Below are 17,112 nucleotides of genomic sequence, written 5' to 3'. Positions count from 1 at the left end.
ATTTTGTGCTATTGAGCTTTTAATAACAGCTTTATGGCCAACACGGAAGAAGAGAAAAAACAAAAGAGCATTGACTCAGAACTGAATAAATCTGGTTCTATCTCCAGTGATTCGACCAAATCGCATGGTGAAATCCTAAAGCAACAAATTACCGAAGGGCTAGAGACCTATGACCGTAAACCAAGTAGTCTATTGTTAAGTTCGGTGACTGCTGGGCTGGAAATAGGTTTTAGCTATTTGTTGATTTGCGCTGTTTTCTTCTTTTGTTCCGGTTTTCTTTCCGAAGCATATTGCTACAAACTTATCTCCTTGGTATATCCAGTTGGGTTCATAATGGTGATCTTGGGTCAGTCCATTTTATTTACCGAGCAGACATCTTTGTTGACCTTGCCGGTGTTGAATAAGAAAAGGAGTGTCCTGAGTTTATTGAAAATTTGGGGCTTGGTCATTTTTGGAAATATGATAGGGGGCTATTTGATTGCATTGTTGCTGATTTGGATAGGCCCTAGGCTCGGCATGTTTGATTTGGAAACGGTAGAAAAAATAGCTTTGCATGTAACCGACTATCAATCAATTGTGATATTCAGTAGTGCGGTGCTTGCAGGTTGGCTAATGGGCTTACTTTCGTGGTTGATGACTTCTTCTAGGGATACTTTGAGTAGAATATTCATCATTTTCATCATCACAGCTACGATGTCCTTCACAGGCTTGCATCACAGTGTGGTAGGTAACGTAGAAGTATTTTCTGGTTTAATAAGTTCTGATCAGATCAATTTACTGAGGTACCTTAACTTTCAGTTTTTCGCACTATTAGGCAATGCAGTTGGGGGAGCAGTTTTTGTTGCTTTATTAAAGTACAGGGCTTTTGTCTATAATATAGATATTAAATAATAAAGCCTCTTCTAATTAAGGAAGAGGCTCCAATCTTTAGGCTACATAAAGGACCAAACCTTTCAAATATTCCGTTTCAGTATGGTAGATGTTGATAGGATGGTCGGCAGGCTGGGAGAGATACTGAAGGATTTTTACTTCTCTGCCAACTTCAATGGCTGCTGCAGTGATCGTATGGGCAAATAGTTGCTTGTCCACTACCTGAGAGCAACTGAAGGTAAATAGGATTCCACCCGGCTTGATGTGTCTCAGTGCTTCTGCATTCAATCTTTTGTAAGCTTGAACAGCATTGTGCCTAGATTTCATGTTTTTGGCAAAGGCCGGTGGGTCCAGTACGATGACATCATAATCCTGCTCGATTTCCCGGATGTATTTTACCACATCCGCTATTTTAGATTCATGCTTGCCTTTTAAGTCTGGGTTGAGGACTAAGTTCTTTTCTGTCAACTCAATGGCCTTGGCTGAGATATCTACAGAGTGAACTTCCTTGGCGCCAGCTTCTAGGGCTGCTATCGAAAAACCACCAGAGTAACAGAAGGTGTTCAATACTTTTTTGTCTTTGCTATAAGCCCCTAGTAGTTTCCTGTTTTCTCTTTGATCGATAAAAAAACCAGTCTTTTGGCCCTTTTCCCAGTCGATTTCATACTTACTACCATTTTCAACCACAATATTGGTTTTAGGCATTCCATACAAAAATTGGTTATCCACTGCCATTTGACTTTTAGAAAGCGTCTCGGCACTTTTATCATAAACAGCATCCAGTTTTTCTCCCAACACTTTTTGTAAGGCAATTGAGATATCGTCTTTGTGCGCATACATACCGATGGTATGCGCTTGAATTACAGCTGTGCCATTATAATAATCAATGATCAAACCCGGTAATTTGTCTCCTTCTCCATGTATCAACCTAAAAACATTCGTTTGATCACTGTCTACCAAGCCAATTTTTGACCTCATAGAGTAGGCTGCTTGGATTTTTTCTATCCAGAAATCTGTATTGATTAACCGATCTTCGAATGAGATTATTCTTACTGTGATGGAACCTTGCTGGTAATGTCCAATGCCCAAAAATTCATTGCGGTTACTATAGACACTTACCAATTGGCCATTAGTGATTCCTTCATCAGCCTTGGCAATGGCACCGGAGAAAACCCAGTGGTGCTTTCTCTTCAAGGATATTTCCTTGCCTTTTTTAAGTATGATTTTGGGATAATATGTCATAATATTTAAAGATAAAAATCCCTTTTTGTGTTTGGCTTCATACACCAATCAAAAAGGGATTTATCAGTTTATGTATAAAAAAGCGATTAACCTTTTTGGTACATTTGATCTCTTAAGGCTTTGATTTCATCGCTTTCCAAATAATTATCATAAGACATTCTTCTATCTATGGTGCCATTAGGGGTAAACTCCACGATTCTATTGGCAGTAGATTGAACAAAGGCATGGTCATAAGATGATAACAATACAGTACCGTTAAACTCTATGATAGCGTTGTTAAAGGCAGTGATTGACTCCAAGTCAAGGTGGTTAGTTGGTTCGTCCATGACCAATAGGTTCGGATTTTGAAGCATCATTTTGGAAATCATACACCTTACTTTTTCACCCCCAGACAGAACAGAAGCTGATTTTAAGGTTTCCTCACCGGTAAATAGCATTCTGCCCAAGAAAGTTCTCACGTAAGCTTCTTCCTGATTAGAGGAATACTGCCTTAGCCAATCGATAAGGTTTAGGCTTGTATTAAAATATTTGGAGTTATCGTTTGGAAGGTAAGCCTTATTAATGGTCACGCCCCATTTGAATTCTCCTTTTTGAACAGGAATCTCTTCCATGATTGTCTGGAAGAATTTGTTTACTGCCTGTTTGGTTTTGGAAATAAAGGCAATTTTATCTCCTTTGTCCACCATTAGGTTGACATCTTTGAAATAAACGGTGCCATCATCTTGGAGGCTCAGTTCCTCTGTCATGAAGATTTGGTCACCTGCTTCTCTTTCTGGTTTGAAAATAATACCAGGATATTTTCTGGTAGAAGGCTGGATTTCGTCCACATTAAGTTTCTCGAGCATTTTCTTTCTTGCCGTAGCTTGTTTGGACTTGGCCACATTGGCGGAGAACCTTTCAATAAATTGCTGAAGTTCCTTACGCTTTTCTTCCACCTTTTTGTTCTGGTCACTTTTCTGCTTGGCAGCCAACTGGGAGGATTCATACCAGAAGGTATAGTTACCAGAGTATACTTTAATCTTACTGAAGTCAATATCAACGATGTGAGTAGATACGGCATCCAAGAAGTGACGGTCGTGAGAAACTACAATTACGAGGTTCTTAAAATTCACCAAGAAGTCCTCCAACCAACTGATGGTTTCTGCATCCAAGTCGTTGGTAGGTTCATCAAGGATCAAGATATCAGGATTTCCAAATAGAGCTTGGGCTAGCAAAACCCTTACTTTTTGGTTACCGGCAAGCTCCTTCATTTGGACGTAGTGAAGGTCTTCAGAGATGCCAAGGCCAGAAAGCATGGCAGCTGCATCTGACTCGGCATTCCAACCATCCATTTCAGCAAATTCCGCTTCCAATTCAGAAGCCCGAATACCATCCTCTTCAGAAAAGTCAGGTTTCAAATATATGGCATCCTTTTCTTCCATGATCGAATAGAGCTTTTTATGGCCCATGATGACGGTTTTCAGGACTTCGATTTCATCAAACTCAAAGTGGTTCTGTTTCAAAACAGCCATACGCTGTCCTGGAGTAATATTGATACTTCCTGATGTGCTGTCCTGATCTCCGGAAAGGATCTTTAGAAAAGTAGATTTTCCGGCACCATTCGCGCCGATAACACCATAACAATTGCCTGGTGTGAATTTGAGGTTTACTTCGTCAAAAAGGGTTCTTTTTCCGAACTTTAGGGAAAGATTATCAACTGAAATCATGAATTATTTCGCTTCTGTTTTTACAAGTGCCAAAGATACAAATTTTATTGGGGCTGGGAATCAAATTAGCTGCTAAATCAAAAGAGAAGTACCTTTATTTGATGAAAGCTTCTACTGTTTGATTTTATGGGAGTGCTGATGTAAAAAATCCCGGGAACTGAAAATCAGAACACCGGGATTAATTGTATCAATCGACTGTTAATCAATATTTACATGGCCATGGAATGTTGCTCTTCTTCTAGGGCCTTTCTTTTTCTTTCTGTTTTTTTTAAATGAGTATCCACGATTAATGTCAGTAATCCACCTACTGCACAGAAACTCATCATGATGACCATTGGGCTAGCAGTATCATTATGGAATATACTGACGGCTGCAGAAACCACACCACCCATTGCCATCCTCATACTTCCCATCATGGCAGCAGCGCTTCCTGCATTTCTGGAAAATGGAGCCAGGGTCAAGGCCGCAGCATTTGGGTTACACAAACCATGTCCGGTTAAGAAAACAAACATGAGTGTTATCAAAGTATAGACATTCAACCAATTGTTCCAAACCCCAAGGATCATGATAAATCCAATGATGGTTTGATAAGTCAAAGCCACTTTGATGATTTGCTCACTGCTAAATTTCTTTAGTAATATGTGATTCAGCTGAGTGGATCCAATCATGGCCGTAGCCAATAAAGCGAAGATCCAACCGTACTGCTGTTCCGAAACTTGATAGATGTTCATAAATACATCTGCAGAGCCAGAGATGTAGGCAAAAGGCGCAGCACCAGCAATGCCTCCAATCAACATATAAACCAAGAACTGACGATTTTTGGTTACTTCCACATATTTCTTTACTACCTGCTTTGGTCTTAATGAGATCTCATTGTCCGGAGTGGCGCCATCAGGTAAGAAGAAATAGGAGGCCACTATGATTACCAAAGTGATGCTGGCTAGGATTAAGAATACTGCATTCCAAGAATAATGGGCAGTTACATATCCGCCAAGCGTAGGTGCGATCATTGGTGAAACAGCAATGACCAACATTAACAAGGCCATTGCCTGGGCGGTTTTGTTTACAGGAAAAACATCCCTTACCATAGCTTGAGCAGCAACCATCCCGGCACAACCTCCAATCGCTTGAAAGAAACGCATGATGATCAAGTTTTCAACATTGGTAGTGTAAGCACAAGCAATTGAGGCCAATACATAAATGATGAGGCCAACATACAAAGGTTTTTTTCTTCCAAATCTATCCAACAAAGGCCCATAGAACAATTGACCGATGGCAATACCAATCAGATAACTTGTAAGAGAAAGCTGCACCTTGGCAATGTCAGTCCCCAAGTTTTTCGCAATGGAAGGAAAACCTGGAAGGTACATGTCTATAGAAAAAGGGCTGATGGTGCTCAAGGCACCTAAAATTAGAATAACTACAAAATACTGCTTCTTGCTCATCTCACTTTCTCTTTATGCCTCGCATCAAAATAATGCGATTTAATGTAAACACGATTATATTCTGCTTAGTTCGTAAAATTACATATGTTTTATTAGTTATTTGCTAAAATTGTTTTTAATAAATTAAATGATTGGTAAGTATAACTGAGTTTCTTAGAACAACTCGTAAGTAATATTAGGAACGTATAGTGATATCATTGCTTATTGTTTTGATTTGAGAAATTATTGTTTGTTTTATGTTTCTTGATAAATAATTCATTGGTTGTATAATTGCATTTGAACTGCTCTTCATTCATCTTGTATATGATGTGAATGACATAAGCTATTTGATAGTGGCATTTTTAAAATAATTGATTCAAAATGAAGTGTTTTTGGTCCATTTGTTTAGTAACGGTAGCGATCTTTTTTTCGACAGCTCATGCTGTAAATGCGCAGTTGACAACTGTGGGCGAAGCATTTTGGGTAGGTTTTATGGAGAATTATACAGAAGAAAGTAGCGGAAATGCAGTGTTGATAATTACTGCAAATGAACAAGCTCAGGGAACGATTGATCTTTCAAACTTTTCTCCAAACTGGACGGTCAATTTTGATTTACAGGCCGGTGAAAGCTATACTTTGAGGGTTTCAACATACCAAAGAGACTTAATGCATCGGACATCAGGAGTCCTTGAGAAGAAAGGAATATTTATTTCTTCTGTCGGAAAAGTATCGGTATATGCATTTAATGAACGCTATCGTAGTGCAGATGGGACGGTGGTATTGCCCATTTCTGCCTTAGGAAAAGATTATTTGGTCACCTCTCACTTTGAGATTGGTCCAGAAAGCGAAAATCTTTTGGTTAAACTTAATGAAAAAAATGAAAGCCTTTTACTGGTGGTGGGTGTTATGGATAATACAAAGGTTGAAATTACTCCATCTGTGACTACTGATGATGGTCGGCAAGCCAATGTTCCTTTTATATTGATTCTTAATGAAGGAGAAAGTATGCAGCTTAGGGCAAGAGCTGATTTGACTGGATCAAGGGTGAGGGTCTTGGGAGATGATATTAATGATTGTAAAAATGTGGCTGTTTTTGGAGGAAGTAAATGGGTGGGAGTTGGCCAATGTGGAGAAGCCAATGACCATTTATTCCAGCAGGTTTACCCAATTAGTTCTTGGGGAACATCATTTATTCATGTTCCTTTGAAAAGCAGAACATCTGGTGAGTTGGTCAAAATATTAGCTTCAGAAGATGATACTAAGGTAACGATTAACGGAGAATATCATGCTACCTTATCTGCAGGTCAGTTTTCTTCCATAGATTTTGGCCAAAATGAAATTGCAGCTATTGAAACCAGTAAACCATCTAATGTATCTGTTTTTGCCAAAAGTCAGATGTGTAATGAAGAGGGGGTGGATAGTTATACATATGGTGATCCATTTACCATAAGTTATAGTCCTAATCAGCAGTTGTTAAGGGATGTCACCTTTGAGGCGCTAGATATCTTGTCCATAGAACAAAACTATGTCAATGTAATTGTTTATTCTTCCGAAATTGATAAAACATTCTTAGATGGACAGCGGATAGGGGGCAGTTTTCAGGTTGTTCCAGGAAATCCAGTTTTTTCTTATGCTAGATTGGTTATCACTAGTGGTTCTCACCACTTACAAAATGAAAGTGGTTTTATTGGGTATGTTTATGGGTTTGGTTATTTAGAATCCTATGGATACTCAGTAGGAGCAAATTTGGAAAATTTAAACTTTGAGGTAGGTTCTGAGTATGAATTTGAGGTGTTTGGTGATAAAGTAGCTTGTCTAGATCAGGAAGCGGTTTGGTCAATTTTGCCTGAAAACCCTATTTTTACCTATTTTCAATGGGATTTTGGGGATGGGTCAGCAATAGAAATAGGTCAGAATGTCTATCATACATATGAGCAGCCAGGTGTTTACACCGTTTCCATTAGTGCTGCAGTAAGTCAGAATTCCTGTGATCAACAAGAAGATATTGTGTTTGAGGTAGAAGTATTGGAAACACTTGGAGAAATTGCAGGAGCCGTTGTTGTGTGTCCGTTTGAGGAAATCGAATATGAATTATTAAACAAAAGCAATATTGAAAATTTTTATTGGGAAGCTGAAGGCGGTGAAATAATAAGTCAGGAAAGAGATAAAGTCAGGGTTAGATGGAAAGAAAATAATGAAAAGGCAGAATTAAAGTTACTTCCTTTTACATATGAGGGGTGTCCTGGCATGCCGATTTCATTGGAAGTAAATATAAGCGATGAAATTTCTCCTGAACAGCCCACAGGGCAAGAGGAAGTTTGTTTTGATACTAATATACATTTTGAATATTCAGCTAATAATGTACTGCCCGAAAGGAAATTTGAATGGTTTATTTCAAATGGCGAAATAATTTCCGGAAGGTATGACACATTGGTAAAGGTCAAATGGAATGTGCCTGGTGTGGTAGGGGAAATTTGGTTCTCAGAGTCTAATAACGGAAACTGCATGGGAGTCTCTGATGTTTTGGAGGTTTCTATAAGGGAAGAACTCAAAGTAGATGTACAAGTTAATCAAGGTTTATGTTTTGATGATCAAAGTGCCAATGTTAACATTGAGGTATTGAGTGGTAGTGGACCATATACTTTTTTGTGGGACCATGAACCTGGTTTAAATACCCCCACACTAAATAATTTAGATGAAGGGGTATATAAAGTCATTGTCATCGATGCAAATGGCTGTCAAAAAGTTATAGATGATATAAATATTAGCTATCCTGAAATATTAGAGGCCGTTGTAACCGAGGTTTCAAGTACTAGTTGCTATGGTAGAGCTGATGGCATGGCTTATATTGATATTAGAGGAGGAACAGAGCCCTATTTTATAGATCATGAAGAATTTACTATATCCAGTGAGGGCATGATACTGAATAATTTGTCAAGTGACGAACATCAATTTACAATCACAGATGCTAATGGCTGTACTTACCCGATTACATTTGAAGTAAAAAGCCCAGAACCCTTAGAAGTAGGAGTGGATGTAATTAGAAGAAGTTGCCCCGGAGGAAAAGATGGAGAATTATTTGCAATTCCTTCTGGGGGGCAGGAGCCATTTGAGTATACGTGGGATTTTAACGAACAAACAGGGGCTTCATTGTATGAAGTTCCTAAAGGTTATTATACTGTCACAGTAATTGATCAAAATGGCTGTATTAGCTTTGGAAGTGCAGCATTAGATGAAATGGCACCGATTGTACGTATGCCAAATGCATTTGATTTGTCAAAAAATAGTGATCAACCTTACTTTGAGCCTGTTTCTAACTGTCCTCTGAATTATAAATTAATTATCTATAACAGGTGGGGAGAGCTGATTTATGCTGGAGGTTCCGCATGGGATGGGAAGGTTTCTGGTAAACAGGCTTTGTCAAATACATACAATTATGTTTTGGAATACTGGTATGAGCTTAATGAAAGTACCTTTAGAAAAACCATCATGGGAACTGTACAATTGATTAATTAAAAAAACAGATGTGAGGAGAAGTAAAAAAAAATAAAGGATAATTAATTTAGAAAAGAAGCAAGGATTTAAAAGTGAAAAAATAAGTATTTATGAAAGAAAATACACTTTTAATTACTTATTTAACAAAATCAAAATTATGACCAACTTGATTATTTGGTTTAAATAAACAATTCCGTTTATAGTTCAAATGAGATTATACAAGTCCATTGCCCTCTGTTTAATGATGTTTTTTTGCTTAACATCTGTTCAAGCTCAACTTACCACTGTGGGCAAAGAGTTTTGGTTTGGGTTTATGGAGAATAATACCAATGGACAGAATGGAACAGCAGTTATTGTCATTTCTGCGAATGAACCAGCTCAGGGAACAATTGATTTAAGTAATTTTCAAGGTGGTTTAACTTATAATTTTAATCTTCAAACAGGCCAGAACTACACCTTAAGAATACCAGAGTCCCAACAGGATCTGTTGCATAGAAACTCTGGTAGAATTGAGAATAAAGGAGTTCATGTAATTGCTAATGGTAAAATTTCAGTTTATGCCTTCAATGAAAGATTGAGAAGTGCGGATGGAACAGTGGTGTTGCCAGTATCAACCCTAGGCAAGGATTATTATGTGGCTTCTCATTACGAGAACTCACCTAGTGGCAACGTGGGAGTAAACTTAAATGAAAATGATGAAAGTCTGATGTTGGTGGTAGGAGTAGAAGATAATACCACAGTTGAAATCACGCCTTCACAAAGAACAATTGATGGGAAAACAGCTAACGCCCCCTTTCAAATCGCCTTGAACGCGGGTCAAAGTTATCAGCTTAAATCAAAAAGTGACTTAACAGGAAGCAGGGTGAGGGTAATAGGCAGTAATGCTGATGATTGTAAAAATATTGCTGTGTTTGGAGGGAATAAATGGACTGGCGTAGGGGAATGCGGATCAGCAAATGATCATTTATTTCAGCAAATGTACCCCATTAATACTTGGGGGCTTGAATTTATCCACATTCCTTTGAAGGATAGGTCATCAGGAGAACTGGTAAAAATTATAGCAGCAGAGGATGATACCCAAATAAGTTTTGATGGCGTGAATGTGGCTACTTTGGATCAGGGAGAATTCAGAAGTTTTAATTTTGGTCCTGGCGACATCAAGTTTATCAATGGTAACAAGCCTATTTTAGTTACTGTGTATTCTAAAAGCCAAGCCTGTAATATTGGATCGGCACTCCACTCTAATCTGGGTGATCCTTTTATGATCTCTTATAGTCCTAATGAACAATTGCTCAAAAGCATCACTTTTCAAGCCATGAATGTGGTGCAAATTCAATATAGTTATGTAAATATAATAGTTGCAACCAGCTCTGTGGATAAAACGATCTTAGATGGAAATATTGTAGCAAATGAGTTTGATCCTGTGCCGAGTAATCCTACTTACTCATATGCGCGCATTAATATCAATAGTGGTTCTCATAAGTTAGAAAACAGTGATGGTTTTATAGCTTATGTTTATGGTTTTGGAGAAATTGAGTCTTATGGCTATTCTGTGGGAGCCAGTTTGGAAAACCTAAATTTTTTAGTGGAGCCGACCTATGAGTTTGAAATAAATGGGGAAAATGTAGCTTGTCTTGACCAAGAGTCATTATGGAGTATTGAGCCTGAAAATCCCATTTTCACTTATTTTACTTGGGATTTTGGTGATGGTTCTCCCATAAAAGTAGGCCAAGAAGTTGACCATACTTTTGAAACTCCCGGGAACTATACTGTGAAAGTTGTCGCTTCCATCAGTGAAAACTCCTGTGAGCAACAAGAAGATATCGCTTTTGAGGTGGATGTTCTAGAAACGATTGGTGAGCTGGATGGTCCTTCCATGGTTTGTCCAGATGTTGAGGAGGTTACTTATAAATTGGTGAATACGGAAAATATCGCCAGAGCAGAATGGGAAGTTTTTGGAGGCACTATAACCAATACAACAGACTCCACTGCTACTGTCTTGTGGGGTGAAACTAGTGATAATGCATTTATAGCCGCTTCTCCATTTACTGAGGAAGGTTGTCCCGGAGAAATTATCCGAACTGATGTGATTATTAACCAAAGTATTGAGCCTTTAGCACCTGAAGGAGAAACATCTATATGTTTTGATGCCAATCAAATTCATATGTATGTGGCTTCAGAAATAGTGCCGAATAGAACCTATCAATGGTATATTCAAGGAGGACAGATTGTTTCTGATAACGATCATTCAGAAGTGGAAGTTGTTTGGGACACTCCTGACCTTTCAGGACAAATATGGTATGAGGAATTTAGCCAGTTGGATGCCATGTGTTCGGGTGTTTCAGAAGTTCTGAATGTTATGGTACACCAAGCATTGGTGAGTAATTTTGAGGTTACCGATGTCCTGTGTTATGGTGACAATAGTGGCGAAATTCAACTTAATGTTGAAGGAGGAGTATCTCCGTATCAATTTGAATGGAGTCATGATGCCAGTCTTAATCAAAATCTTGCCATTAATTTAGCAGCCGGGAATTATAGTGTCATTGTAACCGATAGTGAAGGGTGTCAGGTCAGTCATGAGAGCATTATCATCAACCAACCAGAGGATCTTTTGGCTAATGTAACCTCAATTAGTGGGACCAGTTGTTACGGAAAAGCAGATGGAAAAGTGAGTATTTCGGTAACTGGCGGAGTAGGGCCATACCAAATTGATCATGAAAATGCTTCCATTCAAGGCGGAACCATAAACTTATCTGAAGTAGCAGGAGGAGAGCTGGTGTTTACGCTTACTGATGCTAATGGTTGTGGTATCCCTGTTCTCGCAACTGTACCGAGTCCGGAGCCATTGTTGGTGGATGTTGAAGTAGTAACAAGAAGTTGTCCTGGTGAAGCCAATGGAGAGTTATTGGCTGTGCCAAAAGGAGGAAATGGTCCTTTTACCTTTACCTGGGATTACGAACAGAGCCAGGGTGCTACATTGAGTGGGATTCCAAAAGGTGTATATGCTGTCGAAGTATTGGACAATAATGGATGCATTAGCTTAGGTTCGTCTGAACTTGAGGAAGAAGCTCCTGTGGTCAGGTTACCAACTGGCTTCAACCTGAATGAAGAAGGAGTGAACAGCCTTTTCCAGCCTATTTCCAATTGCTCCTTAGACTATCATTTATCCATTTACAATAGGTGGGGTGAGCTGATATTTACGGCAAAAGAACCTTGGGACGGAAAGATTGATGGTAACGTAGTTGCTGATGGAAGTTATACCTACTTATTGGAGTATAATTTTGTTTTGGAAGGAGAGAGCCAAACTGTCCAAAAGAGAGGTGTTTTTACTGTATTAAGGTAATGTCATAAGTTATTTATTGATTATGAAATTAACATAATCTTTTATCTGGCTATTAGGGATTATATTCTAATTACAGTACCTCATTTTGATTTAATCTAGTGATTTTTTTACCTAACAGGTGCTATTATTATGAAGTGCTTTTTTCTTAGTTCAAAATCTGAAATGTGTCTGTCCAAAATTACTTTTATCATTTTTAAATTTGTTTTTTGTTTATAAATGTAAATAAAACGTGCCTCAGTAGTGAGTATTCAAGGTTTTTTGATCAATTCGTGCAGTCTTCTTTTCGTTTTTATCCAGTATATTGAATTGATAATTTATAAAATAGGTAATCGAAGAGATCCATAAAGTGAAGTTTTAAGTGCAAATAAGGCCCTGCCTAACTTTGATTATTGTGAAGAATGAAATCACCAACTATTACCAATTGATATCCGATTTTTCATATGAAGAACAGGGTGTGTATATATTTAGTATTTTTTCTTGTCATGTGGTTTGGCTTATCACGGTGTGCTTACGCGCAGCTCACTACTGTTGGTAAGGAATTTTGGGTAGGTTTTATGGAAAACAACACCGATGGGTTAAACGGAAGAGCTGTTATTGTGATTTCTGCCAATGAGTCTGCTCAAGGTACCATTGATTTGAGTAATTTTTTAAATGGCTTGACTTATCATTTTGACTTACAAAAAGGGGAAAATTACACCATGAGAATCACAGAGTATGATTTAGATTTGCTTCATCGTACTTCTGGTGTGATAGAAAATGGAGGAATTAACATTACTTCTACAGGAAATATTTCAGTTTATGCTTTCAATGAAAGGTGGAAAAGTGCGGATGGAACCGTGATTTTACCTAAAAGAACTTTGGGAAAAGATTACTTGGTTACTTCTCACTATGAAGTGACTCCCAATAATATCCCTGGTCAAGACATGAATCAAAATGATGAAAGCCTTTTTTTAATTGTTGGAGTAGAGGATAATACTCGTATTGAAATTACGCCATCAGCAAATACAATAGATGGCAAAACCGCTGGAATGTCTTTTGAAATAACCTTGAATTCTGGTCAAAGCTATCAACTAAAGTCCAAATCAGATTTAACAGGTAGTCGGGTAAGGGTGATAGGGAGTAGTTTAGAAGATTGTAAGAATATCGCTGTTTTTGGAGGAAACAAATGGACGGGAGTAGGGGAATGTGGTTCTGCACCTGATAACCTTTATCAGCAAATGTATCCACTTAAAACCTGGGGAAAATCCTATATTCATGTGCCTTTTGAAACACGTTCTTCAGGTGAGTTGATTAAGGTACTAGCTGCCGAGGATAATACATTGGTCAATATTGATGACGATATAGCAGAAACCTTGAATAAAGGTGAATGGAAAGCATTTGATTTTGGTCCGGATAAAGTAGTAACTATTAATGCAAACCATCCCATTTCTGTAACGGCTTTTTCAAAGAGTAGAAACTGTAATACTGGAGGAGATCCATATTCCGCCTTTGGAGATCCCTTTATGATGACTTACAATCCTAATGAGCGATTATTGGAAGACATAACTTTTGAGGCAATGAATGTAGTGCAAATCTCTTATCATTTTGTTAATGTGGTTGTAAAGAAGGATGCGGTAAATCAAACGATTTTGGATGGAAATAATATTGCCTCAGCCTTTCAGCCAGTACCCGGTAATACCGAATTTTTTTATGCCAAGATCAATATTAGTGGAGGTGTACATCACTTGAAAAACCCTCAAGGTTTCATTGCTTATGCCTATGGTTTTGGAGACTTGGAGTCCTATGGGTATGCGGTAGGAGCAAATTTGGAAAATCTGCAATTTGAAACTGCAAGCCATTACGATGACTTCGAAGTGATAGGGGATAATGTGACTTGCTTAGGAAATGAATTTTCTTGGACTGTAACAGCTTCAGATCCTCGATTTGATCATTTTACTTGGTATATCGGTGATGATGATAATGGAATTGAAGGTGATAGTATAAGGTATTTATTCGAGGAACCAGGGAATTATTGGGTCACCATACTTGCAAGTGATGGAGAAATTATTTGCAATGAGTTAGAGGAAATTAGATTCGAGGTAGAAGTCTTAGAAACCAAAGCGGTAATAGAAGGTCCTTCTGTAGTCTGCCCAGCGGATAATCAAGCCAGATATCATCTTTTGGAAACGGATAATATATCAAAAATCGATTGGTTGGTCACTGGAGGAGAAATCATTGAATCTGATTTGACTTCTGCTACCGTATTGTGGAATGCTTCAAGTGACAGTTGTGTTTTAAGTGTCATCCCTTATACAATAGAAGGTTGCCCGGGAAATCCAATCCTAAAGGAAGTGGACTTTTTATTGATGACTCATCCCAATCCTCCTCTTGGCCCAACCGAGATCTGTTTTGATCAAGAGGTATCACATTTTTATGAGGTGAATGAACACGATGATACTTATGGATACCAATGGCATATAGAAGGAGGGGAATTTGTTTCTTCTTCCGATGCTAAACAAATAGAGGTGAGATGGAATACACCTGAAAGTCAGGGTAAACTTTGGTATGAAGAATTTAGTTTGGAGAATCCCAATTGTATAGTAACATCTGAAAAGCTAGAAGTAAATATTCGCGGTGATTTTTCAGCTAGATATCTTTCAGAAAATGTAAAGTGTAATGGGGCTAGTTCTGGTAAAATAACGATTAATCCCATTGGTGGAATGGCTCCTTATAATTATACATGGAGTCATGATTCAAGACTAAATGGACCAGAAGCTGTAGGTTTAGAAGCAGGAAATTATTCAGTGGAAGTGATAGATTCTTTAGGCTGTAAGACATTTGTTAATAATATTCAGATCGAAGAACCAGAAAAACTAAATGCGATCATTTGGTCCAATTCAGGAACTTCTTGTTATGGGAATGAGGATGGAGAGGTGGTTTTGAAGGTATCCGGAGGAACTCCTCCTTTTCATACAGACTTTCCAAATGCTAGCGTGGATGGTGAAGAAGTTCAATTAACTAATTTAGCTGCAGGCTCGCAGGATCTTGAAATATACGATGCTTTTGGATGTGTTTTGAGTTATGAGTTAAATGTTCCCCAGCCTGAACCACTAACCGTTGAAGTTGAAGTCTTACAGAGGAGCTGTCCAGGAGAAAGTACTGGAGAACTCTTGGCTGTACCATCAGGAGGAACATTACCCTATCAATTTACTTGGGATTACCAAAGCGTAATTACCTCAAACTTGGCAGGAATCCCTAAGGGTAATTATATGGTAACTGTTCAGGATGCAAATGGTTGCATAAGTTTTGGCAATACCATGTTAGTTGAAAAGGAGCCTCAAGTAAGAATGCCAACTGGGTTTGATCCAAATGACAAAGCAGATATAAAACTTTTTGGGCCGGTTTCTAATTGTCCGATAGACTTTTTCCTGACCATATATAGCAAGTGGGGTGAGCCTATCTATGCTGGCTCAGAAGGTTGGGATGGCATAATTAAGGGGAAATCGGCTCTTCCTAATTCCTATTCGTATTTATTGGAATACAGTTACACTATTGATGGAAAGTCCTATCAAGTTCAGAAAAGGGGGGTATTTACCATAATTGATTAAACTGATTATCCGCAAAGATGCAGATGACCTTAAATTCATTGCTATGATGGTTAGATGTTCAAAGATCAACTTAATCAAAAAACGATCATTAGGATACCCTTTTGGTCTTTACAGATAAAATTGAGCATATCCACTTTCCTTGATTACATCAATAAGGTCAACAAATCCAAATTGTCATTCAAGTAATTGTATTTGAACTTATTTTCTTTTAACCTCTCAAATATTTCAGTAAGGTCATTAGGGTTTTTTAGTTCTATTCCAACCACTGCCGGACCATTTTCCCTGTTGTTCTTTTTGGTAAACTGAAAATAGGCGATATCATCCTTTGGCCCCAAAATTTTGGAAACAAAGTCTTTAAGGGCTCCTGGTCGCTGAGGAAACTGAATCATAAAGTAATGCTTCAATCCTTCATATATCAATGATCTTTCTTTGATTTCAGCAGTTCTCATGATGTCGTTGTTTCCACCACTAACAACACAAACCACATTTTTACCTTTGATCTTTTCCCTATCATATAAAGAAAGTGCTGCCAAAGTCATCGCACCAGCAGGCTCTACCACAATTCCCTCATTGTTATAGAGGTTTAGGATCGTGGTACAAATTCTTCCTTCTGGCACCAAAAGCATTTCGTCCAAGTTTTTTTGGCAAATAGCAAAAGTAAGATCACCCACTTTTTTGACCGCTGCACCATCTACAAAGCCATCTATTTCCTCCAGAATGGTATTCTTGTAATTTTGAATTGAAGTCAACATGCTGGGAGCGCCTTCTGGTTCAGTTCCTATTATCTTGGTGTCAGGACTTTTTTGGCCAAAATAAGTAGAAACTCCAGCGGATAATCCACCACCTCCAATAGGAAGAAACAGAAAATCCACGGGAAAATCGGCTGCCTCCAAAATTTCCTTTCCCACGGTTCCCTGGCCTTCTATAACTTTAGGATCATCAAAAGGGTGAACAAATACGGCACCTTTATTGGAACAATAGTCTGAAGCTGTTTTGAAAGCATCGTCATAGGTATCTCCGCTTACTACAACCTCGACCATTTCTTTCCCAAACAATTTCATTCGGTTGATTTTTTGGGCGGGGGTAGTGGAAGGAATGAAGATTGTTCCTTTGATCCCCAACTTTTTACAAGCAAAAGCAACTCCTTGGGCGTGATTTCCGGCACTAGCGCATACAACACCTCTTGATTTTTCTTCTTCAGTCAATGAAAAAATCTTGTTATAAGCACCTCTTATTTTATATGATCTTACAGGCTGAAGGTCCTCTCGCTTAAGATAAACATTACAACCATAGTCTTCGCTTAGCTGTTCATTGAATTGCAAAGGGGTGAAGTGGGTGACATCACTTAAAACTTGGCTTGCGGTATTGATACCCTCAAAAGTCACTGGATTCATATTTGGATAGAGCTGAATTTTACAGACAGCAAATATACGGGCATAATTATG

Annotated in this window: 8 protein-coding genes; 4 read left to right on the top strand and 4 right to left on the bottom strand. The window is 38.3% G+C overall.

All coding sequences use genetic code 11. The annotated features are described in order from the left end of the window. Positions 1-33 precede the first annotated feature (33 nt). Positions 34-891, top strand: a complete 858-nt coding sequence (locus JL001_RS18375) for a formate/nitrite transporter family protein (protein ID WP_200978837.1) — start codon at positions 34-36, stop codon at positions 889-891. 36 nt (positions 892-927) lie between these two features. Here the strand turns inward: JL001_RS18375 and JL001_RS18370 are convergent, their stop codons facing one another. From JL001_RS18370 to JL001_RS18360, 3 genes are all read right to left on the bottom strand, one after another. Then, positions 928-2,112 (bottom strand): class I SAM-dependent rRNA methyltransferase, encoded by a 1,185-nt coding sequence (locus tag JL001_RS18370; RefSeq protein WP_200978836.1) that lies wholly within the window; start codon positions 2,110-2,112, stop codon positions 928-930. A gap of 86 nt (positions 2,113-2,198) precedes the next feature. Then, on the bottom strand, positions 2,199-3,818 hold the full coding sequence (locus JL001_RS18365; RefSeq protein ID WP_200978835.1) for an ABC-F family ATP-binding cassette domain-containing protein: 1,620 nt from the start codon (positions 3,816-3,818) through the stop codon (positions 2,199-2,201). A gap of 209 nt (positions 3,819-4,027) precedes the next feature. Further along, positions 4,028-5,263 (bottom strand): Bcr/CflA family multidrug efflux MFS transporter, encoded by a 1,236-nt coding sequence (locus JL001_RS18360; RefSeq protein WP_200978833.1) that lies wholly within the window; start codon positions 5,261-5,263, stop codon positions 4,028-4,030. A 360-nt stretch (positions 5,264-5,623) separates the two neighbouring features. Between JL001_RS18360 and JL001_RS18355 the strand changes: the two genes are divergently transcribed. From JL001_RS18355 to JL001_RS18345, 3 genes are all read left to right on the top strand, one after another. Continuing rightward, positions 5,624-8,758: a PKD domain-containing protein gene (locus JL001_RS18355; RefSeq protein ID WP_200978832.1), complete on the top strand. Its 3,135-nt coding sequence runs from the start codon at positions 5,624-5,626 to the stop codon at positions 8,756-8,758. A 187-nt stretch (positions 8,759-8,945) separates the two neighbouring features. Continuing rightward, positions 8,946-12,080 (top strand): PKD domain-containing protein, encoded by a 3,135-nt coding sequence (locus JL001_RS18350; RefSeq protein WP_200978831.1) that lies wholly within the window; start codon positions 8,946-8,948, stop codon positions 12,078-12,080. A 482-nt stretch (positions 12,081-12,562) separates the two neighbouring features. Next, a complete protein-coding gene (locus JL001_RS18345; RefSeq protein ID WP_200978830.1) occupies positions 12,563-15,667 on the top strand; it encodes a hypothetical protein in 3,105 nt (1,034 codons plus the stop codon). A gap of 143 nt (positions 15,668-15,810) precedes the next feature. Here JL001_RS18345 and ilvA read toward each other — a convergent pair whose 3' ends face one another. Further along, positions 15,811-17,061: a threonine ammonia-lyase IlvA gene (ilvA, locus tag JL001_RS18340; RefSeq protein WP_200978829.1), complete on the bottom strand. Its 1,251-nt coding sequence runs from the start codon at positions 17,059-17,061 to the stop codon at positions 15,811-15,813. Between the last annotated feature and the right edge of the window lie 51 nt (positions 17,062-17,112).

Origin of the sequence: Echinicola sp. 20G (assembly GCF_015533855.1) — a bacterium.
Lineage (GTDB): Bacteria > Bacteroidota > Bacteroidia > Cytophagales > Cyclobacteriaceae > Echinicola.
The sequence above is the reverse complement of the archived record's forward strand: the minus strand, read 5'-3'. Positions and strand labels throughout refer to the sequence as shown.

Coding starts and splice junctions, on each gene's coding strand:
- JL001_RS18375 (WP_200978837.1), top strand. CDS start 34: ATGGCCAACACGGAAGAAGAGAAAAAACAAAAGAGCATTGACTCAGAA.
- JL001_RS18370 (WP_200978836.1), bottom strand. CDS start 2,112: ATGACATATTATCCCAAAATCATACTTAAAAAAGGCAAGGAAATATCC.
- JL001_RS18365 (WP_200978835.1), bottom strand. CDS start 3,818: ATGATTTCAGTTGATAATCTTTCCCTAAAGTTCGGAAAAAGAACCCTT.
- JL001_RS18360 (WP_200978833.1), bottom strand. CDS start 5,263: ATGAGCAAGAAGCAGTATTTTGTAGTTATTCTAATTTTAGGTGCCTTG.
- JL001_RS18355 (WP_200978832.1), top strand. CDS start 5,624: ATGAAGTGTTTTTGGTCCATTTGTTTAGTAACGGTAGCGATCTTTTTT.
- JL001_RS18350 (WP_200978831.1), top strand. CDS start 8,946: ATGAGATTATACAAGTCCATTGCCCTCTGTTTAATGATGTTTTTTTGC.
- JL001_RS18345 (WP_200978830.1), top strand. CDS start 12,563: ATGTGGTTTGGCTTATCACGGTGTGCTTACGCGCAGCTCACTACTGTT.
- ilvA (WP_200978829.1), bottom strand. CDS start 17,061: ATGAATCCAGTGACTTTTGAGGGTATCAATACCGCAAGCCAAGTTTTA.